Origin of the sequence: Caldinitratiruptor microaerophilus (assembly GCF_025999835.1) — a bacterium.
Taxonomy (GTDB): Bacteria; Bacillota; Sulfobacillia; order Symbiobacteriales; family ZC4RG38; genus Caldinitratiruptor; species Caldinitratiruptor microaerophilus.
Genome location: NZ_AP025628.1, coordinates 1,615,950 through 1,637,212, shown reverse-complemented (window position 1 = coordinate 1,637,212; position 21,263 = coordinate 1,615,950). Strand labels below are relative to the sequence as shown.

At 72.3% G+C, this 21,263-nt stretch carries 20 protein-coding genes; 16 read left to right on the top strand and 4 right to left on the bottom strand.

Going from position 1 to position 21,263, the window contains the following annotated elements; all coding sequences use genetic code 11:
- Nucleotides 1–8 precede the first annotated feature (8 nt).
- Nucleotides 9–488, bottom strand: coding sequence for a (2Fe-2S)-binding protein (locus caldi_RS07915; RefSeq protein ID WP_264844559.1), 480 nt, complete (start codon nt 486–488; stop codon nt 9–11).
- A 343-nt stretch (nt 489–831) separates the two neighbouring features.
- Between caldi_RS07915 and aceB the strand changes: the two genes are divergently transcribed.
- The 6 genes from aceB (at nt 832) to caldi_RS07885 (ending at nt 8,583) form a co-directional block, all read left to right on the top strand.
- The gene (gene aceB / locus caldi_RS07910; RefSeq protein ID WP_264844558.1) at nt 832–2,427 is read left to right on the top strand and encodes a malate synthase A; all 1,596 of its coding nucleotides are present in this window, start codon (nt 832–834) and stop codon (nt 2,425–2,427) included.
- A 19-nt stretch (nt 2,428–2,446) separates the two neighbouring features.
- Complete coding sequence (gene aceA, locus caldi_RS07905) at nt 2,447–3,760, top strand: isocitrate lyase (protein ID WP_264844557.1); 1,314 nt, start codon at nt 2,447–2,449, stop codon at nt 3,758–3,760.
- A gap of 274 nt (nt 3,761–4,034) precedes the next feature.
- The gene (gene rimO, locus caldi_RS07900) at nt 4,035–5,444 is read left to right on the top strand and encodes a 30S ribosomal protein S12 methylthiotransferase RimO (protein WP_264844556.1); all 1,410 of its coding nucleotides are present in this window, start codon (nt 4,035–4,037) and stop codon (nt 5,442–5,444) included.
- Nucleotides 5,445–5,500: 56 nt separating this feature from the next.
- On the top strand, nt 5,501–6,037 hold the full coding sequence (locus caldi_RS07895) for a hypothetical protein (RefSeq protein ID WP_264844555.1): 537 nt from the start codon (nt 5,501–5,503) through the stop codon (nt 6,035–6,037).
- A gap of 8 nt (nt 6,038–6,045) precedes the next feature.
- Nucleotides 6,046–7,560 (top strand): AAA family ATPase, encoded by a 1,515-nt coding sequence (locus caldi_RS07890; RefSeq protein ID WP_264844554.1) that lies wholly within the window; start codon nt 6,046–6,048, stop codon nt 7,558–7,560.
- A gap of 3 nt (nt 7,561–7,563) precedes the next feature.
- Nucleotides 7,564–8,583 (top strand): ketopantoate reductase family protein, encoded by a 1,020-nt coding sequence (locus caldi_RS07885; RefSeq protein ID WP_264844553.1) that lies wholly within the window; start codon nt 7,564–7,566, stop codon nt 8,581–8,583.
- On the opposite strand, the gene lgt is transcribed toward caldi_RS07885, so the two are convergent.
- Nucleotides 8,550–9,365: a prolipoprotein diacylglyceryl transferase gene (lgt, locus tag caldi_RS07880; RefSeq protein WP_264844552.1), complete on the bottom strand. Its 816-nt coding sequence runs from the start codon at nt 9,363–9,365 to the stop codon at nt 8,550–8,552. The genes caldi_RS07885 and lgt overlap by 34 nt on opposite strands.
- Before the next feature lie 59 nt (nt 9,366–9,424).
- A complete protein-coding gene (locus caldi_RS07875; protein ID WP_264844551.1) occupies nt 9,425–9,865 on the bottom strand; it encodes a hypothetical protein in 441 nt (146 codons plus the stop codon).
- 165 nt (nt 9,866–10,030) lie between these two features.
- Between caldi_RS07875 and caldi_RS07870 the strand changes: the two genes are divergently transcribed.
- From caldi_RS07870 to caldi_RS07850, 5 genes are all read left to right on the top strand, one after another.
- Nucleotides 10,031–11,302 (top strand): competence/damage-inducible protein A, encoded by a 1,272-nt coding sequence (locus caldi_RS07870; protein ID WP_264844550.1) that lies wholly within the window; start codon nt 10,031–10,033, stop codon nt 11,300–11,302.
- A gap of 770 nt (nt 11,303–12,072) precedes the next feature.
- Complete coding sequence (locus caldi_RS07865) at nt 12,073–13,323, top strand: ROK family transcriptional regulator (RefSeq protein WP_264844549.1); 1,251 nt, start codon at nt 12,073–12,075, stop codon at nt 13,321–13,323.
- Nucleotides 13,324–13,381: 58 nt separating this feature from the next.
- Nucleotides 13,382–14,389: a type I glyceraldehyde-3-phosphate dehydrogenase gene (gap, locus tag caldi_RS07860; RefSeq protein WP_264844548.1), complete on the top strand. Its 1,008-nt coding sequence runs from the start codon at nt 13,382–13,384 to the stop codon at nt 14,387–14,389.
- Between the two features lie 14 nt (nt 14,390–14,403).
- Complete coding sequence (locus caldi_RS07855) at nt 14,404–14,814, top strand: methylglyoxal synthase (RefSeq protein ID WP_264844547.1); 411 nt, start codon at nt 14,404–14,406, stop codon at nt 14,812–14,814.
- A gap of 102 nt (nt 14,815–14,916) precedes the next feature.
- Nucleotides 14,917–15,141, top strand: coding sequence for a sulfurtransferase TusA family protein (locus tag caldi_RS07850; RefSeq protein WP_264844546.1), 225 nt, complete (start codon nt 14,917–14,919; stop codon nt 15,139–15,141).
- 8 nt (nt 15,142–15,149) lie between these two features.
- On the opposite strand, the gene caldi_RS07845 is transcribed toward caldi_RS07850, so the two are convergent.
- Nucleotides 15,150–16,073 (bottom strand): LysR family transcriptional regulator, encoded by a 924-nt coding sequence (locus caldi_RS07845; protein ID WP_264844545.1) that lies wholly within the window; start codon nt 16,071–16,073, stop codon nt 15,150–15,152.
- A gap of 73 nt (nt 16,074–16,146) precedes the next feature.
- On the opposite strand from caldi_RS07845, the gene caldi_RS07840 reads away from it, so the two are divergent.
- From caldi_RS07840 to caldi_RS07820, 5 genes are all read left to right on the top strand, one after another.
- Entirely contained in the window at nt 16,147–17,274 is a 1,128-nt protein-coding gene (locus tag caldi_RS07840) for a YeeE/YedE family protein (protein ID WP_264844544.1), read from the top strand.
- A 178-nt stretch (nt 17,275–17,452) separates the two neighbouring features.
- The gene (locus caldi_RS07835) at nt 17,453–17,995 is read left to right on the top strand and encodes a rhodanese-like domain-containing protein (protein WP_264844543.1); all 543 of its coding nucleotides are present in this window, start codon (nt 17,453–17,455) and stop codon (nt 17,993–17,995) included.
- A 68-nt stretch (nt 17,996–18,063) separates the two neighbouring features.
- Complete coding sequence (locus tag caldi_RS07830; RefSeq protein WP_264844542.1) at nt 18,064–19,212, top strand: molybdopterin-dependent oxidoreductase; 1,149 nt, start codon at nt 18,064–18,066, stop codon at nt 19,210–19,212.
- Between the two features lie 21 nt (nt 19,213–19,233).
- Nucleotides 19,234–20,277, top strand: coding sequence for a molybdopterin dinucleotide binding domain-containing protein (locus tag caldi_RS07825; protein ID WP_264844541.1), 1,044 nt, complete (start codon nt 19,234–19,236; stop codon nt 20,275–20,277).
- Between the two features lie 3 nt (nt 20,278–20,280).
- Nucleotides 20,281–20,997: a 4Fe-4S dicluster domain-containing protein gene (locus caldi_RS07820; RefSeq protein WP_264844540.1), complete on the top strand. Its 717-nt coding sequence runs from the start codon at nt 20,281–20,283 to the stop codon at nt 20,995–20,997.
- Nucleotides 20,998–21,263: the final 266 nt, after the last annotated feature.

Below are 21,263 nucleotides of genomic sequence, written 5' to 3'. Positions count from 1 at the left end.
CTCCCCTCTCAGTCCGCCGCCTGAGATTGCAGTTTTGCGGCGGCGCTCTTGACAGCGCGGACGATGTTGTGGTAGCCGGTGCACCGGCACAGGTTCCCTTCCAGCCCGCGGCGGATCTCGTCGTCGGTGGGGCTCGGGTTGCGGTCCAGGAGCTGGACCGCGGCCATGATCATGCCAGGCGTGCAGAAGCCGCACTGGAGGCCGTGTTCTTCCCAGAACGCCTCCTGCACGGGGTGGAGGGAGCCCGGGGCCGCCAGGCCTTCCACCGTGGTGATGGACGAGCCGTCGGCCTGCACCGCGAGCACCGTGCAGGACTTCACCGCCTTGCCGTCCATGAGGACCGTGCAGGCGCCACAGCTCGACGTGTCGCACCCCACGTGCGTCCCGGTGAGCCCCAGCACGTCCCGCAGGTAGTACGCCAGGGGGAGCCGCGGCGGCACGTCGTGCTCGTATCGCACGCCGTTGACCGTGACCGTGATCCGGGCCAAACGTCCTTCCTCCTCCCTCGGGAATCGGGGCACCGCTCGGGAAAGCCCCCGTCTTCTAATTTGTTAGACACACGAACCGACAGCACGCCAACCGTGCCGGCCACTCCCACCCCCTCGGGAGACAGGCTCGCACGAATGGACAAACTATGCGGTTTTACTATACGATACCGGCCGCGGGAATCCTCTCTCCGAACGCCCGCTTCCCGCAGCCCGGCGTTTCATGCGCGCATAGCGACCATTCATCGCGGATCGCTTACCGTTTCCCTGCCGGGGCCGCTATATACAGGGTCCAGAGGCGGGAGTGAGAGAGGTTCTCCGACGACGACGAGCGGAGGTCGGACGGATGGCACTTGCGGAAGGTGTGGAGGTTCTCGGTCCCCTTGGCCCCCGGTTCGACGAGATCCTGACGCCGGCCGCCCTCGACTTCGTGGCCCGGCTGCACCGGGAATTCAACCCCACCCGGGAGGCGCTCCTCAAGCAGCGGGCGGAGCGCCAGGCGCGGCTGGACGCCGGGGAGATGCCGGACTTCCTCCCCGGAACCCGCCACATCCGGGAAGGCGACTGGCGGGTGGCTCCGGTCCCCCGGGACCTGCAGGACCGGCGGGTGGAGATCACCGGGCCCGTCGACCGGAAGATGATGATCAACGCCCTGAACTCCGGCGCCCGGGTGTTCATGGCCGACTTCGAGGACGCCAACTCGCCCACCTGGGAGAACGTGATCGGCGGCCAGGTCAACCTCGTCGACGCGGTGGAGCGCCGGATCGAGTACACCAGCCCGGAGGGCAAGGTGTACCGGCTCGGCGACACGATCGCCACCCTGGTGGTCCGGCCTCGAGGCTGGCACTTGGTGGAGAAGCACATCCGGGTCGACGGCCAGCCGGTCTCCGGCAGCCTCCTGGACTTCGGCCTGTACTTCTTCCACAACGCCCGCCGGCTGCTCGAGAAAGGCACCGGCCCGTACTTCTACCTGCCCAAGCTGGAGAGCCACCTCGAGGCCCGTCTCTGGAACGACGTCTTCAACTTCGCCCAGGACGCCCTGGGTATCCCCCGGGGCACCATCAAAGCCACCGTCCTCGTGGAGACCATCCTGGCGGCGTTCGAGATGGACGAGATCCTCTACGAGCTGCGGGACCACTCCGCCGGCCTGAACGCCGGGCGCTGGGACTACATCTTCAGCGCCATCAAGAAGTTCCGCTCCCGCCCGGACATGGTGCTCCCCGACCGGGCCCAGGTCACCATGACGGTACCCTTCATGCGGGCCTACACGGAGCTGCTGGTGAAGACCTGCCACCGCCGCGGGGCCCACGCGATCGGCGGCATGGCCGCCTTCATCCCGAGCCGCAAGGACCCCCGGGTGAACGAGGTGGCGCTTGCCAAGGTGCGGGAAGACAAGGTGCGCGAGGCGCAGGGCGGCTTCGACGGCACCTGGGTGGCGCACCCCGACCTGGTTCCCGTGGCCACGGAGGTGTTCGACGGCATCCTGGGGGCCCGCCCCAACCAGATCGAGCGGCGGCGGGACGAGGTGGACGTCAGCGCCCGTGACCTCCTGGACCTGCGGGTGCCGGGCGGGTCCATCACGGAAGGGGGGCTCAGGAACAACGTCAGCGTCGCGATCCAGTACCTCGAGTCGTGGCTCCGGGGCGTGGGGGCGGCTGCGATCTACAACCTGATGGAGGACGCCGCCACCGCCGAGATCGCCCGCTCCCAGGTGTGGCAGTGGGTCCGGCACGGCGCGCACCTGGCGGAGGGGCCGCGGGTGACCCCGGATCTGGTGCGGCGGATCGAAGACGAGGAGATCGACAAGATCCGCCAGGCCCTCGGCCCGGAGACCTTCGGCCGTGGGCGGTTCGAGGAGGCCCGGGCCCTGTTCGAGGAGGTGGCCCTCCGGGGCGAGTTCGTCGAGTTCCTCACCATTCCCGCCTACGAACACATCGACTGACCGAAAGGGGATATCGGGGATGACCCAGGAGAGCCGGCAGGAGCAGGTGCGGGAGCAGGCAGAGCGCCTGGCGCGCGAGTGGGCGACAAGCGAGCGCTGGCGCGGCATCCGGCGTGACTACAGCGCCGAGGACGTGGTGCGGCTCCGGGGGTCGGTCCCCGTGGAATACACGCTGGCCCGGCTGGGGGCCGAGCGCCTGTGGCACCTCCTGCACACGGAGGACTACGTGGCGGCGCTGGGCGCCCTGACGGGGGGCCAGGCCGTCCAGATGGTAAAGGCCGGCCTCAAGGCGATCTACCTGAGCGGCTGGCAGGTGGCGGCCGACGCGAACCTGGCCGAGCAGGTGTACCCCGACCAGAGCCTGTACCCCTCGAACAGCGGCCCCGCCGTGGTCCGGCGGATCAACAACGCCCTGCGGCGGGCCGACCAGATCCACTGGGCCGAGGGGCGGGACGACACGTACTGGCTGGCCCCGATCGTCGCCGACGCCGAGGCCGGGTTCGGCGGCCCGCTGAACGCCTTCGAGCTGATGAAGGCGATGATCGAGGCCGGGGCAGCGGGGGTCCACTTCGAGGACCAGCTGGCCGCCGAGAAGAAGTGCGGCCACATGGGCGGCAAGGTGCTGGTGCCGACGGGCCAGTTCATCCGCACCCTGACCGCCGCCCGCCTGGCCGCCGACGTGATGGGGGTGCCCACGATCCTCGTGGCCCGCACGGACGCCCTGGGCGCGACGCTCCTCACGAGCGACATCGACCCCCGGGACCACGAGTTCCTCACCGGCGAGCGCACGCCGGAGGGCTTCTTCGTGGTGCGGGCCGGCCTGGATCAGGCGATCCGCCGGGCGCTGGCCTACGCGCCGTATGCCGACCTCCTGTGGTTCGAGACCTCCCGACCCGACCTCGAGGAAGCCCGCCGCTTCGCCGAGGCCATCCACCGGGAGTTCCCGGGCAAGCTCCTCGCCTACAATTGCTCGCCGTCCTTCAACTGGAAGCGCCACCTCGACGACGACACCATCGCCCGCTTCCAGCGGGAGCTCGGTGCGATGGGCTACAAGTTCCAGTTCATCACCCTGGCCGGCTTCCACGCCCTGAACGCCTCGATGTTCGAGCTGGCCCGCGGCTACGCCGAGGAGGGGATGACCGCCTACGTGCGCCTGCAGCAGCGGGAGTTCGAGCTGGAGCGGTATGGCTACACGGCCACCAAGCACCAGCGGGAGGTCGGCACGGGCTACTTCGACCTCGTCTCCGAGGTCGTCTCCGGCGGCCAGAGCTCGACGCTGGCCCTGCGGGGGTCGACGGAGGAGGAGCAGTTCCAGACGGCACTGCGCAGGTGACGGTCCCGACCGGGCCGTCCCACCGGAGGGCGGAGGTGTGGCCGGCCGCGCGTGCGGCCGGCCACACCTCGTTCTTTTCGCTTGCGCACGAGTGTGGCACGGCTGGCTCCATGTAACTCCCTCGTGTACGATAGAATCGCGCTGGAGGAGGCCGGAGTCCGCGTCCTTGACATCGATCCGGCGGATTTCGCGGCCGACCTTGCGCGGGACGATCTGCGGGCCTCGGGCTGATGCGGCACGCGGACGGTAGTTCCGGCTGGAGGGAAGGGATCACTTGGGCAACGCGCTGAAGGTCGGCTTCATCTCGCTGGGCTGCGCCAAGAACCTGGTGGACACGGAATCGATGATCGGGCTCGTCCTGGGGGAGGGCCTGGAGGTCACGAACCGCCGGGACGAGGCCGACGTGCTCGTCGTCAACACCTGCGGGTTCATCGAGGCGGCCAAGAAGGAATCCATCGAGGCGATCCTCGAGGCGGCCCGGGCCAAGGAGACGGGCCGGTGCCGCGCGCTCGTCGTCGCCGGCTGCCTGGTATCTAGATATAAGGAAGAACTCCTCGACGAGATCCCGGAGATCGACGCGGTGATCGGCACCGCCGACTACCCGCGAATCGTGGAGGTCGTGCGCCGGGTCTGGGAGGGACAGCGGGTGGAGGCGGTGAGCGACCCCGACGCCATCGCCGACTGGAACTTCGACCGGGTCCTCACGACGCCCTCGCACACCGCCTACCTCAAGATCGCCGAGGGCTGCAACTGCGCCTGCAGCTTCTGCAGCATCCCCCTCATGCGGGGCCACTACCGCAGCCGGCCCGTCGAGTCGGTCCTCGAGGAGGCCTGGAGGCTGGCCGGGCTGGGCGTGAAGGAGCTCATCGTGGTCTCCCAGGACACGAGCTACTACGGCCTGGACCGTTACCGCCGCCTCATGCTGCCCGAGCTCCTGCGCCGCCTGGCGGAGATCCCCGGGCTGCGGTGGATCCGGGTGCACTACCTCTACCCGACCCGGGTGACGGACGAGCTGATCGACGTGCTGGCCACCGAGCCCAAGGTGGTGCGCTACCTGGACGTACCCCTCCAGCACGGCAGCCCCCGGGTGCTGCGGCTCATGAACCGGCCTGCGGACCCGGAGGCGTACCTTCGCCTCCTGGCGCGCGTCCGGGAGCGGGTGCCGGGCGTCACCCTGCGGTCGACCTTCATCACCGGCCACCCCGGCGAGACCGAGGAGGACTTCGAGCAGCTGCTCGACTTCCTGCGCCGGGCGGAGATCGACCACGTCGGCGTGTTCGCGTACTCCCAGGAGGAGGACACGCCCTCGGGCCGGATGTCCGACCAGGTCCCCCCGGAAGTGCGGGAGGAGCGCCGGCGCCGGGCGATGACCGTGCAGCGGGCGATCGCCCTGCGGCTCCGGCGGCAGCGGGTCGGCAGCGTGGAGGAGGTGCTGGTGGAGCGCCCGCTCGGCGGCCAGCCCGGCTGGTACGTGGGACGAACGCAGGGACAGTCCCCGGACGTGGACGGGGTGGTGCGGCTCCATGCCCCGGACGCGGGCCTGCGGCCCGGGGACTTCGTGGCCGCCGAGATCACGGGGGTCCGGGGCTACGACCTCGTGGCCCGGCTGGCGCCAGAGGCGCCCACTCCAGGCACAACTTCCCGCGCCCTGCGCGAGGGCCGGGCGCCCGCTCCCATGGTATAATTGGGGTGCCCTTTGGCCGGATTATGTGAAGCTCCGTTCCCGGGGGGAGCGCCGCGTTGGAGCAGCTGCGGAACCTCAGGTGGCGCTGGGTGGCGGGCAGCCTCGTCGCCACGCTGGCCCTGCTCCTGGCCGCCAGCTGGGGCCTGCGCGCGGTCACCCGGGAGGAGCCGCTGCAGGGATTCCTCCGCAGCCAGCCCGAGGTCCTGGGGTACAGCGAGGACACGGTGGCCGGGACCCGGGTCCTCCGTGTGGAACTGCGGGACGTGCCGGACCTCTCCCGCACGTACCGGCACCTCTACGAGGGGGTCGCCCGCATCCTGGGCGGCGAGCCGTTCCGGCTCGAGGTGGCCGACCGCCGCAGCCCGGCGCTTGAGGAGGCGTTCTACCGCATCAACCCGCTCCTCCAGGAGGCGCTGGCGACGGGACGGTACGGCGACCTCGTCGACCGGGTGGAGGAGCGGGCACGGGCCCTCGGGCTGGACCGGGCACGGGTGTTCATCGACCCGGACCGCCTGTACCTGCAACTGCACGAGGGATCGGACTACCTGTACGCGGTCCTGCCGCGGCCCGACGGCCCGGCGGGCAGGAGGTGAGGGAACCGTTGCGGCAGCGGCCGGGGCTCGCCGAGATCGCCCTGGGGGCGGCTCTGGGTATCGGGGTGTTCCTGGGACTGCAGGGCTACAACGTGCTCCCCGCCTTCGCGCTGGCGGGCCTGTTCTTCCTCTTCTCCCAGGTTCCCGGCCTCCGCGCCCCCACGCGGGCCCGCGCCGCCGCCGGCCCGGGAGCCATCCCGCGGGTCGACTTCGACGAGATCGGGGGCCAGGAGACCGCCAAGAAGGAGCTGAAGGAGGCGCTGGACTTCGTGGTCCAGCGCGACCGGATCCGCCAGCTGGGCATCCGGCCCCTGAAGGGGATCCTCCTGACCGGCCCGCCGGGGACGGGCAAGACCCTCCTGGCCAAGGCGGCCGCCTCGTACACCGACAGCGTGTTCCTGGCGGCCAGCGGCAGCGAGTTCGTCGAGATGTACGCCGGCGTGGGCGCCAGCCGGGTGCGGGACCTGTTCCGCCGGGCCCGGGAGATGGCGCGGCACGCCGGGAAGGCGAGCGCGATCATCTTCCTGGACGAGCTCGAGGTGCTGGGCGGCCGGCGAGGGGCGCACCAGAGCCACCTCGAGTACGACCAGACGCTGAACCAGCTCCTCGTCGAGATGGACGGCATCCAGACGGACGCCGACGTCCAGATCGTCGTCGTCGGCGCGACGAACCGGCCGGACCTCCTCGACCCGGCGCTCCTGCGGCCGGGCCGGTTCGACCGCATCGTCCAGGTGGACCTCCCCGACCTCAAGGGCCGGCTGGCCATCCTGGAGATCCACGTCCGGCAGAAGCCCCTGGGCCCGGACGTCGACCTGGAGCAGATCGCCCGGCAGACCTTCGGCTTCTCGGGCGCCCAGCTCGAGAGCCTGACGAACGAGGCGGCCATCCTGGCCCTGCGAGAGGGCGCGGAGGCCATCGAGCAGCGCCACCTCGTCGAGGCCATCGACAAGGTGATCCTCGGGGAGAAGGTCGACCGGCGGCCCACGCCCGAGGAGAAGCGGCGGGTCGCCGTCCACGAGGCCGGGCACGCGGTCGTGGCCGAGTGGGTCGAGCCGGGCAGCGTCGCTTCCGTGACCATCACGCCGCGCGGGCGGGCCATGGGCTACGTGCGCTCGCATCCCGAGAACGACCGGTACCTGTATACCCGGGAGATGCTGGAAGGCCAGATCCGCGTGGCACTCGCCGGGGCGATCGCCGAGGACGTCGTCTTCGGCAGCCGCTCCACCGGCGCCCAGTCGGACTTCGAGAAGGTCGTGCACCTGGCGCGGCAGATCGTGGAGAGCGGGCTCAGCGAGATGGGCGTGGTGGACATGGAGAGCGCCGACCGCGCCCGGGTGAACGAGGTCATCTCGAAGGTGGTGCAGGAGCAGGAGGAGGCCGTTCGGGCCTACCTGCAGCAGCACCGTGCGGTCCTGGGCGGAGTCGCCGAGATCCTCGAGGACCGGGAGTCCATGGAGGGGGACGAGCTGCGCCGGATCCTGGCCAGGCCCTCCCTCGCCGCGGTCGCCGGCACGGAGGGATGAGCGATGGCCGGGGAGGCGCCGCGCCGCCGCATCGCCGTCGTGGGGGCGGGGGCGATCGGCAGCCTCTTTGGCGCGTTCCTGACCCTCGCCGGTGAGGAGGTCTGGCTGGTCAACCCGCCGGGCCCGCACCTGGAGATCATCCGGCAGCAGGGGCTGCGGGTCGTCCCGGCCGGTGGAGCGGCTGTGATGGGCGGGGAACCGGTTCGGGTGGTCCGGCCCCGGGTCAGCTCTGACCCGGCTGAGGTGGGAGCCGTCGACCTCGTGTTGATCGCCGTCAAGGCCTACCGGACGCGGGAGGCGGTCCGGTGGGCCTTGCCGCTTCTGGGACCCGGGACGGCGGTGCTGACCCTGCAGAACGGCCTCGGCAACGCGGAGGCGATCGAGGAGGCGGTGGGCGCCGGGCGGGTGGTCGTCGGGGTGACCTCTCACGGCGCGGGCCGGCCGGAGCCGGGGCTGGTCGTCCACGCCGGCGCCGGCCCGACCGTGATCGGGCCGTGGCGGGGGGCGCCCCCGGCGTTCGCCGGGGAGGTCGCGGCGGTGCTGCGGCGGGCCGGGATCGAGGTGGAAGTCGTGGGCGCGGCCGGGGTCGAGCGGGCGCTGTGGACCAAGCTGGCCGTGAACGCGGCGATCAACGGCCCGGGGGCGCTCCTGCGGGTGCCGAACGGCGCGCTCGTGGAGAGCCCCTCGGCCCGCCGGCTGCTCCGGAGCGCTGCCCGGGAAGTGGCGGCGGTCGCCGGGCGGCGGGGCACCCCGGTCCTCGACCCCGACCCGGCGGCCCGGGCCGAGGCGGTGGCCCGGGCCACCGGGCCGAACCGCTGCTCGATGCTCCAGGACGTGGAGCGTGGCCGCCCGACGGAGGTGGAGGCGATCTACGGCGCCGTGGTGGCCGAGGCCGGCCGGCTGGGCGTCCCGGTCCCCACGTGTGCGGACCTGTACCTGCTGATCCGGGCGCTGGAGGAGACCCGACCCCGCCAGGGCCCGGAGGGGCTTCAGGCGGGCGGCGCGCCGGGGACGTCCGCGTAGCGCGCGCCTGCCACCCGCCGGCGCCACGGGATTCCGATCAGGCCGAGGACGAGGAGGCCGAGCGCCACGACCTGGGCGATGCGCAGGCCGCCCGGCAGGAAGGAGCTGTCGGTGCGGATCCCCTCGATGACGAACCGGCCCAGGTTGTAGCCCGCGACGTAGGCCAGGAACACGACGCCGCGGCGCGGGTTGCGGCGCCGGAGCCAGAGCAGGAAGGCGAAGACCGCCAGGTTCCACAGGCTCTCGTAGAGGAAGGTGGGGTGCACGTAGGTGCCCCCGATCCACATCTGCTCGCGGATCACCGGCGGCAGGAGGCGTACCACCCAGTCCGGCGCCGGGGTGCCGTAGGCCTCCTGGTTGAAGAAGTTGCCCCAGCGGCCGATCGCCTGGCCCAGGATGACCGAGGGGGCGGCGATGTCCGCCCAGAGCCAGAAGTCGGCCCGGTGGCGGCGGAGGTAGAGGTAGCCCGCCAGGGCGCCCCCGAAGACGGCCCCGTGGATGGCCAGGCCGCCGAGCCAGATCGCCGGGATCTCCGCCGGGTGCTCCCGGTAGTAGCCCCAGCTGAGGATGAACACCTCGTACAGCCGGGCGCCCACGATGGCCGACGGCACCACCCAGAGCGCCAGGTCGTACACGAAGTCCGCCGAAAGCCCGAGGCGCCGCGCCTCCCTGCCGGCGAGCCAGGTCCCGAGCAGGATCGCGCTCACCATGATGACGCCGTACCAGCGGACGGTGAGGGGCCCGAGCTGGATGGCGATGGGGTCGATGGGCGGCGGGTGCAAGTCGCCGATACCTCCCCGGAGCCGGATGGGGATTCCCCCCGGGGATGCCGGTGGGGCCTCTATTTCTTCTGGCCCTGTCCGCCGGTTCCCTTCCCATCGCCGGCCGCGCGCGGGAACCGGAACCGGCGGGGCCGGCCCCCGCCGTCGCGGGCCGGGCCCGGCTGGCGGGAGGCGCCGCCGTCGCCTGCCCCCGCGTCTCCACCCTGGAGCACCGGCCCGAGCAGCTGGGCCAGCGTCCCCGTGAGCTCGGGCGCACGGCGGGCCGCTCCCCCGGCCTGCCGGTTGTGACCACTCTGCGACCCCTTGCCCCCCGTGGCAGGTTCGAGCGGCGCCTGCGTCTCCTGGAGCACCGCCTCCAGCTGCCGGGCGATCCGCTCGCTCTCCTTCAGCACCTCGCGCAGCTGCCGGAGGTTGGACTCCAGTTCCCGGGCGAGCTCCCGCTTGGCCCGGGCCAGGTTCTCGATGAGTTCCAGCGAGCGAGCGTCCTCACTTCCCTGCATCGGCGCACCCCCTGCATGCTGCGGGATCGCTGGCCGGTGGGCCAGCAGGGATAGGATTCCCCGGGAGACGCCGGGCCTGCCCGGGCGTGGCAGGGGCAGGGACATCCGCCCCGGGGAGGAGTCGCCTCGCTGCCGGAGAATCCTAGGCGGCGGGAGGTATGCAGGGTGCGGGCCGAACTCGTATTCGTGGGGACCGAGCTGCTCCTCGGCGAGATCCTGAACACCAACGCCCAGTACCTCAGCCGGCGGCTGGCGGAACTGGGCGTCGACGTCTACTACCAGGTCACCGTCGGCGACAACCCGGAGAGGCTGGAGGGGGCCCTGCGCCAGGCCATCGGGCGTGCGGACGTGGTCCTCACGTCCGGGGGGCTCGGCCCCACGGACGACGACCTCACCCGGGAGGTTGCCGCTGCCCTCTCCGGGCGGCCCCTGCGGGAGGACCCGGCGGTGCTGGCGGAGATCGCGGCCTGGTTCGAGCGGGCGGGCCGGCCGATGACGGCGAACAACCGGCGGCAGGCCATGGTGCCGGAGGGGGCCACGGTGCTCCCGAACCCGGTCGGCACCGCGCCCGGCCTGATCGTGCCGGTGGGGGAGCCCCGGCAGCCCGGCGGGGAGCCCCCGGCGCTCGTCCTGATGCCCGGGCCGCCGCCCGAGCTCACCCGGATGTTCGAGGACCACGTCGTGCCGTACCTCACCCGCCGCATGGGCGGGACGCCGCTGCGGCTCTTCACCCGCACGCTGCGGTTCTGCGGCATCGGCGAGTCGGCGCTGGCGGACGCCGTCCAGGACATCCTGGCCGCCCAGACCGACCCGACCATCGCCCCGTACGCCAAGCCCGGGGAGGTGCACCTGCGCCTCGCCACGAAGGCCGCCGACGCGGCGATCGCCGAGGCGCGCTTCGCCCCGGTGGTGGAGGCGATCCGCCAGCGCGTGGGCCAGCACCTCTTCGGCACGGACGAGACCACCCTCGAACAGGCCGTGGGTGACCTCCTCCGGCAGCGGGGTTGGACCCTCGCGCTGGCCGAGTCGTGCACCGGCGGCCTGGTGGCCAAGCGCATCACGGACGTGCCGGGCAGTTCGGCGTACTTCCTGGCCGGCTACGTCACCTACAGCAACGCGGCGAAGATGGACGTGCTCGGGGTCCCCGCCGAGACGCTCGCGCAGCACGGTGCCGTGAGCGAGGCCACCGTCCGGGCCATGGCCGAGGGCGCCCGGCGCAGGAGCGGTGCCACGGTCGCCGTGTCCGTGTCGGGCATCGCCGGGCCTGGAGGGGGCACGCCCGAGAAGCCCGTCGGCACCGTCTGGATCGGGCTCGCCTACCCCGGCGGCGTGCGGGCCCGGCAGTTCCTGTTCCGCGGCAGCCGGGACCACATCCGGCAGGTGACGGCGCAGTACGCCCTCGCGTACCTGTGGGCGCACCTGCGGGAGGGCAGGTAGTCTCCCGCCGTCGGGCCTCCGTGGGGTCGGCCGCGCTGTGGGTCTGGTCCGGGCAGGCATGCCCCACGCCGTGGGCCCCTGGCCTGCGGGGCACGCCGGGCCAGGCGCACGCGCGCGTTGCGCCGGGTGGAACTGAGGATTGCATCGAGGGACAACGGCAGAAATGGCGAACCGCCCGGGGCAGTGAGTTCGCACAAACTGCAGCTGCCCGTCCCCGGAGTGGGGTGAGGCGCCCGCATTCGGGAGCCTGGTTTACTGGAATGCGGGAGTTATGTTAGCAGCGGTTGGTTCTGCAGATTCTGCAAACCGCCTGCCGGACTCGGACTGCGAAATTCGCGATTGGGGTGTAAGGAAGATACAAGCCTCCCTCGAATTGGTGACCAGAGGCGGCTGGTCCACGGAGAACCGGGCTGCCTCGAATCGGATGGTCCCGGTCGAGTCCGTCCCGGACCCGGCCCGCCCGCGGTGACGGGAACGCGGCTCCTGGACAGGTCGAGGGCGCCGAAACGGCCTCCCGTCTCACCGGTCGCGAACGAGGTGCGGGGGCTTTGTTCACGAGGATTGCAGAAGTCCTGCCGGTAGAGGCATAATGTTGGCGGAACTTGCGGGCAACACGGGCCGGAACCGCCAGCGTTTGGCCGGGGCGCGTGGAGAAACGGTCACCGCCGATTACGGAACTGCCCCGCGCCGGGCGAGGCCGGGCGCCCGAGGACGTCCGCACCCGATCCGCCCTGTCCGGGTGCCATCCCCGCCCGAGGAGGTGAGCAGAGGTGCATGGCCCCGACCTCGTGCGCGAGGTGACGCGCCGGCGGGTGCTGCTCGCGCTGCGGGACGGGGGCCCCATGTCCCGGGCGGACGTGGCGCGGCGGACGGGGCTCGCCCGGCCGACGGTCTCGGGGGTGGTGGCCCAACTCATCCGGGCGGGCTGGGTGCAGGAGGCAGGGCCGGGGGAGTCGTCCGGCGGGCGGCGGCCGATTCTGCTCCACCTCAACCCGGCCGCCCGGCTGGCGGTGGGCGCCGAGCTCTCGGCGGGGCACGTGCGGGCGGTTCTTGCCGACATGGCGGGGAACATCCTGGTCCGGCACAAGGAGCGCATCCAGCCGGGCCATCCGGCGCCGGCGGTGGCGCGGCTCCTGGCCGGTATCCGCACGGTGCTGGACCAGGCTCCGCCCGGGGCGCCTGTGGTGGGGGTCGGGGTGGGACTCACGGGTCTCGTCGACCGGGCCGGCGGGGTGTGGCGTCACAGCCCTCACTTCCCGGGGCCGGAGCAGCCCGTGGCCGAACAGGTCCAGGAGGCGACGGGCTTCCCTGTCGTGGTGGAGAACGACGCCCGCTGCCTGGCGCTCGGGGAGATGCAGGCAGCCCTCTGGCGCCGTGCGGGCAGCCCGGCCTCGCCCCCCCGCAGCCTCATCGCCGTGCGGGTCGGTGTGAGCATCGGCGCCGGGTTGATCGTGGGGGGCGAACTCTACGCCGGCGCCCACGAGGGCGCCGGCGAGCTGGGTCACGTACAGGTGGTGGAGGAGGGGCCGCGCTGTGCCTGCGGCCGCTACGGCTGCCTGGAGGCCGTGGCGGCGGCCGGGGCCATCGCCCGGGCGGCCGTGCGTCAGATCCAGCAGGGGCGCCCGTCGGACATCGCCCGCCGGGTCGGCGGAGACCTCGACCGGGTGCTGGCCACCACGGTCATCGAGGCGGCGCAGGGGGGCGACGCGCTCGCCCGGGAGGTGCTGGCGCAGGCGGGGCGGTACATCGGGGTGGCGGTGGGGAACCTCATCAACCTCTTCGACCCGGAGTGCGTCGTGATCGGCGGCGGCACGAGCCGCGCCGGGGAGCTTCTCCTCGGCCCGATGCGGGAGGCGGCCCAGGCCCGCGCCCTGCCGGTGCAAGGGCGGCACGTGCCGATCCGCCTGGCCACGCACGGGGAGGACGGGGTGGCGGTGGGCGCGGCTGCCCTGGTGACGCTGCCCCTCCTGGGCCTCCCGGATCCGTTCGGGGTGCCGGCGCTGTCCCGGACGGCCCACTGAGGGGCCGGCGGGGGCGGAGCCATCCGTACATCTCGTTTGCTGAGGAAGGGATTGCGAAATGGCCGTGCGCGTGGGAATCAACGGGTTTGGCAGCATCGGGCGGCGCTTCTTCCGGATCGCCCTGGAGCGGCCGGGGATCGAGGTCGTGGCGATCAACGATCTCACCCCGCCCACGACGTCCGCCCACCTGCTGAAGTACGACTCGAACTACGGCCCGCTCGGCGCCGACGTGCGGGCGGAAGAGGACGCGATCGTGGTGGACGGCCGTCGGGTGCGGGTCACCGCCATCCGGGAGCCGGCGGAGATCCCCTGGCGCGAAGCGGGGGTCGACGTGGTGATCGAGTCCACGGGCAAGTTCACCCAGGCGGAGGCCGCCCGGGCCCACATCACGCACGGGGGCGCGCGCAAGGTGATCATCTCGGCCCCCGCCAAGGGGGAAGACCTCACGGTCGTCATGGGCGTGAACCACGAGACCTACGACCCGGCCCGCCACCACGTCCTCTCGAACGCCTCCTGCACGACCAACTGCCTGGCACCGGTGGCGAAGGTCCTGCACGAGCGGTTCGGGATCGTGCGGGGCATGATGAACACGGTACATGCCTACACGAACGACCAGGTCATCCTCGACTTCCCGCACAAGGACCTCCGCCGGGCCCGCGCCGGGGCCATGAACATCATCCCGACCACCACCGGCGCCGCCAAGGCCGTCGCCCTGGTGATGCCGGAACTGAAGGGGAGGCTCACCGGCTTCGCGCTCCGGGTGCCGGTGCCGGTCGTGTCGGTGGTCGACCTCACCGCCGACCTCGACCGGGCGGTGACCGCCGACGAGGTGAACGCGGCGCTCCGGGAGGCCGCCGAGACGAGCCTGAAGGGAATCCTCGGCTTCTCGGACGAGCCCCTCGTCTCCTCGGACTTCAAGGGAACGACCTTCTCGAGCGTCGTCGACGGCCCCTCCACCCTGGCCATCGGCAACATGGTGAAGGTCCTGGCCTGGTACGACAACGAGTGGGGCTACTCGGCCCGGCTGGCGGACCTCGTCGAGTACCTGGCCCGGCGGGGGCTCTGAGAAGGGGTGGGCGCGTGCGGATCGCGCTGATCGCTCACGACAAGCTGAAGCCTGCCATGGTGACGCTGTGCAGCGAGTTCCGGGACCTGCTCGCGCGCCACGAACTGTTTGCAACCGGGACCACGGGCCGGCTCGTCGCCGAGAACACCGGGCTGACGGTGCATCGCTTCCTCTCGGGCCCCCTGGGCGGCGATCAGCAAATGGGGGCGCGGATCGCCGAGGGGGGCCTCGACCTGGTGATCTTCCTGCGCGACCCGCTCACCGCCCACCCGCACGAACCGGACGTGAGCGCCCTCTTGCGCCTGTGCGACGTCCGCAACATCCCGGTGGCGACCAATCCGGCCACGGCCCGCCTGCTGCTGGCCTCGCTGGCCCGGGGCGAGAGCCCGGCACCCGGCCCCGGGTCCGCACCCGCCGGAACGTAGAAGCGTGGCGGCCGCCACGTTCCCTGCAGGGACCCCTGCCGGCACCGGCGAAGGGTCCGGCGGGAGAGGGCGGCCGCCCGCCGAACCCGGGGGAGGGGGCGTGTGGCCGAGTACAGGCTCGTGCTGCTCGGGGTGATGTGCCCCGAACCCGTCCAGGAAACGGAGCGCCACCTCCTCCGCCTGGCGCCCGGCGACCGACTGGTGGTCGAGGTGGACCACAGCTGCACCGTGCGGCTCCTGCGGGAGCGCCTGCGCCGGCTCCCGTGCCGTTTCCGCGTCGAGGAAGTGGACTGGGGCGTCTGGCGGTTCACGATCGAGCGCAGGTGACCGGGGGGTCAGCAGAACCCCCGCTCGGTCGGGGAGCGGAGCGTGCGGAGGAACTGCCGCTCCAGGGGCGTGCGGCTCTGTGTCCGGGAGTAGATCAGGGTCCACGGCAGGCGGATGGTCACCCCGTCGAGCGGAGCGATTCGCAGCGCACCCGCGTGCACCTCCTTCCGCACCGTCCAGCGGCTGAGGAGCGCCACCCCGTGGCCGGCCTCGACGGACGTCTTGATCGCCTCGAGGCTGCTGAGCTCCATGACCACGTTGAGGTCCTCGAACGCCACGCCGCCCGTCGGGAACCGCTCCTCGATGGCCCGCCGCGTGCCGGAGCCCTTCTCCCGCAGGATGAGCGGCACCTCGCGCAGGTCCTGCACGTGGAAGCGCTCCTTCTCGGCGAGCGGCCCCTTGGCCGGGGTGACGAGGACGAGCGTGTCCTCGGTGAGGACCTGGGTGGCCCAGTGATCCTGCAGGGAGACGTCGGACGGCAGGGGCCCCTCGATCACCGCCATGTGCAGGAGGCCGTCCTGCAGGCGCTGCAGCACCTCGGTGGTGTTGGCGATGACCAGGTCGATCCGGGCGTCCGGGTACCGGCGCCGGAAGAGGTAGATCGTGCACGGCAGGGCGTAGCCGCCGATCACCGGCGTGGCGCCGACCACGAGCCGGTGGGCCGCGGCCTCCCGCAGCGCCTCGATCTCTGCCCGCAGGCTGCGGCCGAGGACCAGGATCCGCCGGGCGTAGCGGACGAGCGCGTCGCCCGCGGGGGTGGGCTCGACGCCCCGGTGGGTGCGCACGAGGAGCTGGGTGCCGAACTCCGCCTCGAGCGCGCGGATCTGCTGGCTGATGGCCGGCTGGCTCACGTGGAGCAGGGCGGCCGCCCGGGACATGCTCCCGGACCGCACCACCGCGCAGAACATCTCGAGCTGTTCCAGTGAAAGCATCGTCTCCACCCCCAACTCCACGCGCAACTCTTCACCGATTTCGCTCCGAACGCCTTTCGGGAGGCGATGTCCCATGCCCTCGGCCGCCCGCCGGTCCTGGACCCCTGCGGCCGTGCTGGCGCTGGGCGCGGCCGGCGTGATCGCCCTGGTCCCCGGTCCGGCCCGGGCGGACTGGGTCTGGGGGTTCTTCGCGGGGGCGGCCATGCAGCGCTCTCGCCTCTGCTTCGCCGGGGCGGTCCGCGATGCGGTGCTGTTCCGCGCGCTGCAGATGGGACGGGCGATCCTCATGCTGCTGGCCGGGTCGGTGGCGGCCGGCTGGTGGGCTGCCGCCCGGCACGCCGCGGCCGGACTCGGGCACCACGGCTACTGGGCCGCGATCACCCCCGGGGTGGTGGCCGGGGCCTTTCTCTTCGGGACGGGCATGGTGCTGGCGGGCGGCTGCCTCGCCGGCAGCCTGTGGCGGCTGGGCGAAGGGCAGGCGGCCTACCTGTGGACGGTCGCCGGCTGGGCGGCGGGCTCCGGGCTGGGGCGCCTCCTCCTGCCGCTGCCGGAGCGGCTCGATCAGCTGCATCGCGGCCTGGCGCTCCCCGACGTGCTCGGGCTGCCGGGGTCGGCGGCGCTGTCCCTGGCGGTCCTCGGCGGCGGGATCCTCGGTCTGGCGCTGTGGGACCGGCGGCAGCCGGCCGTGGGGGAGGAGTTGCCCCAGACGGGCGGGGCCGGCGCGGCCGGGGCGCGCTGGCGCCGCCTCCTGCGGGCGCCGTGGCCCCCGGAGGCGGGCGCCCTCATGACCGCCGCGCTGGCGGGGGCCTACCTGGCGCTCACAGGGCGCACCTGGTCGCTGACCCCGGCCCTCGCTGCGCCGGGCCGGGCGACGGCGTTCGCCGCCGGACTGGTGCTGGGAGGGTTCGCCGGGGCGGCCCTGGGGCACGAGCTGCGGTGGCGGAGGCCCCTCACTGCCCGGGATGCCGGGCTGCGGGCGGCGGGGGGCCTCCTGATGGGGTTCGGCGCGTGGATCAGCCTTGGCTGCACCGTGGGGGCGCTCATCGGCGGCATGGCGTCCTTCTCGCTGCACGCCTGGGTGTGGATGCTGTCGGCCGTGGCGGGCGGCGTGGGCGGCTCGTGGCTGCTCCTGTCGGTGGGCCGGCCCGGGGCGCGCCCCGCGTCACCCGGGCAGGGGGTCAGCCGGGAGCAAGGGGTATAAGCCAGGGGCATATAAGCGTCGCTGTTACCCATGAGGAACCCGAATGGCCGCACCGGTAGGCACCCGGAAGCCTACCGGTGAAGTGTTGTCGTGGAAGTGATCACGTTCACAATTGAGACTGACGTGATCACCGAACCCACGCCTCCCCGCGGAGGCGAACACGAAGGAGGGGGTCCACATGCCCGGGTTCCTGCGCCGAATCGCTGCCTGGACGCTGCTCCTCGTCCTGGCCGTGTCCGCGCTCGCCGGCTGTGGGGGCCAGCCCGCCGCCAAGCCGGAGACCGGCACCCAGGCGGCCGCCGGAGAGGCCCAGGCCGCCCCGGCGCCGCAGCCGGCTCCGGAGGTCGACAAGGGCAAGATCCTGACGGAGGCTGTCGTCCAGTACTTCCGAACGATCCCGCCCACCAACCACCAGATCAAGCCGCCTGACCTGAAGGCCAGCCTGGACTCCGGTTCCAGCCCGTACTTCCTCCTCGACATCCGCAAGCCGGAGGACTACGCGAAGGGCCACATCCAGGGCGCCGTCAACATTCCGTTCACCGCGGTGGGCGACAACCTCGACAAGCTCCCGAAGGACAAGCAGATCGTGGTGATCTGCTACACCGGTCAGACGGCCGGCCAGACGGTGGCCGCCCTGCGCCTGGCGGGCTACAACGCCATCGCCCTGCACTTCGGCATGTCCGGGTGGGTGGAGAAGAACAACTTCCCGACCGTCCAGTGAGGCCCGGAGCGCCCCGCCCCGGGCGCGCCCGGGGCGGGGCCGCCGCGAGGTTCGGGAGGTGAACGGAATTGGCCACGACAGGCCTGAGCCGGCGTGATTTCCTGAAGGTGTCGGGTCTGGGAGCCGGTGCCGCCCTGGTCGGGCTTCCCCGGAGCGCCCGGGCGCGCGCCGCCGGGACGGAGCGGCGGGTGCCCACCCTGTGCGAGATGTGCAGCAGCCGGTGTGGCGTCTTCGCCGTCGTCCGGGACGGGCGCGTGGTGCGCGTGGAGGGGAACCCCGATCACCCGGTCAACCTCGGCCGGCCGTGTGCCCGGGGGAACGCCGCCCCGGCGTCCCTCTACGACCCGGACCGGCTCCGGCAGCCGCTCAAGCGGGGGCCGGACGGGCGCTTCCGGCCGATCTCCTGGGAGCAGGCGATCCAGGAGATCGCCGCCAAGCTGCAGGAGCTGAAGGCGCAGTACGGCCCGCAGACCCTGGTCTGGGCCGAGTACCAGAACCTGAACAGCGGGCTGTACCGCCGCTTCGTGGAGGCGTTCGGGTCGCCGAACCACACCGGGCACGCCGCCCTGTGCTTCGCCAACCGCAACGTGGCGTATGCCCAGGTGTTCGGCTCGCTGCCCTCCGTCGACTACAAGAACGTACGGTACTACCTCAGCCCGGGGCGCAACCTCCTCGGCGGGGTGAAGGCCGGCGACGTGGTCAAGCTGGCCGAGGCCAGGGCCCACGGCGCGCGCATCGTCGCCCTCGACCCCCGGTACTCCGAGCTGGCCGGCTGGGCGGACGAGTGGCTGCCGATCCGCCCGGCGACCGACGCCGCCTTCCTCCTCGCGCTGGCCTGGGTGCTCGTCGAGGAGGACCTCTACGACCGGGACTTCGTCGCCGGCCGGACGGTGGGCTTCGAGGAGTTCCGGCAGGCGATCGCCCCGTACACTCCGGAGTGGGCGGAGACGCTCACGGACATCCCGGCCGCGACCATCCGCCGGATCGCCCGGGAGATGGCCGCCGCCCGGCCGGCGGCCGTCGTGGACCCCGGCTGGCACGGCGGCAACGGCATGTACTGGAACGGCTTCGAGGCCGCCCGGGCGGGAGCCGTGGTGAACGCGCTCCTTGGCAACCTCGGCGCGAAGGGCGGGCTGGTGATGGCCCCGAAGGTGGCCCTGGGGCGGATCGACAACCCGCCGGAGGGGGCCGGGGGCGGCGACGGGGGCGGAGGGTGAAGCACGACCGCACCCCCCGGCGTGTCCGGGGCGTGGACCCCGTACCCGTACCCCGACCGGCCGCGCTTCGACGGTGCCGGCGGGCCCGAGTGGCCCCTCAGCCTGGGCTCGATGCAGGCGCTGCCGCAGGTCATCGAAACGGAGAAGCCTTACCCCATCAAGGCGGTGATCTTCTACCGGACGAATCCGGTCCGATCCGGCGCCCACTCCGCCCGCTGGCAGGCGGCACTCGCGAAACTCGACCTCCTCGTGGCGATCGACATCCGCATGAGCGAGACCGCCCTCCTGGCCCACTACGTGCTGCCCGAGTCGCACTTCCTGGAGCGGGACGACGCCATCAGCGTGGCAGGGGACACGATCAGCATCCGCCAGCCGGTGGTGAGGCCCCTGCACGACACCCGCCCGGGCTACGAGATTGTCCGGGCCCTGGCCGAGGCCACGGGGGTCGGCGAGTACTTCCAGTTTTCCATGAGGGACTACAACAACAAGATGCTGGAGCCCCACGGGTGGACCGTGGACCAGCTGAACGAGCTCGGCGTGGTCCGGGTGGCCGCCACCCCCTTCGATTACACGAAGTTGCCCACGGCAAGCGGGAAGGTCGAGCTGGTGAACGAGGCCGTGGCCAGGGCCGGCGGGACCCGGGTGGTCAGCTGGGTGCCGCCCAGGACCGAGCCGGAGGGTGACCGGCTCCGCCTCCTGCACGGACACGTGCCGGTGCACACCCAGACCTACACGCAGAACAACCCGCAGCTGCACGCGCTCATGCCGGAGAACGAGCTGTGGATCCACCCGGAGGCCGCCCGCGCCCGGGGCATCCGCACCGGGGACCTCGTCGAGGTGGCGAACGAGTACGGGCGGGAGCGCCTGCGGGCCCGGGTCACCCCCGGGATCCGGCCCGACTGCGTCTGGATGGCTCACGGCTTCGGCTGCGGCGTGCCCCAGCAGCGGCTGGCGTACGGGAAGGGCGCGAACGACTCGGCCCTGTACCCGATCCTGATGACGCCCGTCGCCGGCGCGCTCGGGCAGGGCGAGGCCACCGTCACCGTGCGAAGGGTAGGTGCATGAGCCGTGGCGCGTCTCGGGTTCCTCATCGACCTGACCCGGTGCGTCGGCTGCCAGGCCTGCACCGTGGCCTGCCAGAACTGGAACGGGCTCGATCCGGACGAGCGGTTCACCCGGGTCGCCCGGCACGAGGAGGGCGACTACCCCGAACTGCGGTCGACCTTCGTGGTGCGGCAGTGCCTGCACTGCGAGGAGCCGCCCTGCGCGGAGGTCTGTCCCACCGGGGCCACGTACAAGACGGCCGGCGGCCCGGTGCTGGTGGACGACGAGGCCTGCATCGGCTGCCGCTACTGCGTCACGGCCTGTCCGTACGAGGCTCGCGTGTTCGACGACGAGCGCCGGGTGGTCCGCAAGTGCTCCATGTGCTTCGACCGGCTCGCCCAGGGGCAGCGGCCGGTCTGCTCGCAGACCTGCCTCGGGCAGGCGCGCATCTGCGGCGACCTCGATGACCCCGAAAGCGAGGTCTCCAGGTCCATCGCCCAGCCCGGCGTCGTGAAGGTCGCGGGGACGAGCGTGTACTTCCGGTTGCCCGAGGGCGTCGACCGGGCCGCGCTGCCGCCCGACTTCAAGGCGCCGACCCTGGCCTTCGTGTGGCAGTCGATCGTCCAGCCCCTGGGGCAGGCCCTGATGGGCGCGGCGGCCGCCGCGGCTGCGGTCAGCCTCGCCGTGCACGGCCTGCGGGCGCTGCGCGAGAGGGGGAAGGACCACGGCAGACAGGGATGACGGCGGCGGCCCTGTGATGCGATTTACCCTCTTGGGGGGTAGCACTTTGGAACACACCGGCTGCCGGGGTCGATCCAGCGGTCGTGGCCAGGCATGTGTCTGTCCCGTTGCGCCTGCGGCGCGGGAAACGGCGGTCAGCCGCCCGAGTTGTCGGAATTAGTCCTTCGGTCAGGGGTACGGCTGAGACGAACGGGTCATTTACAGACAGCAGACCCGGAATGACACAATAGGGGCGAGCGGGATGGTGAATGAGTTCACATTACCGA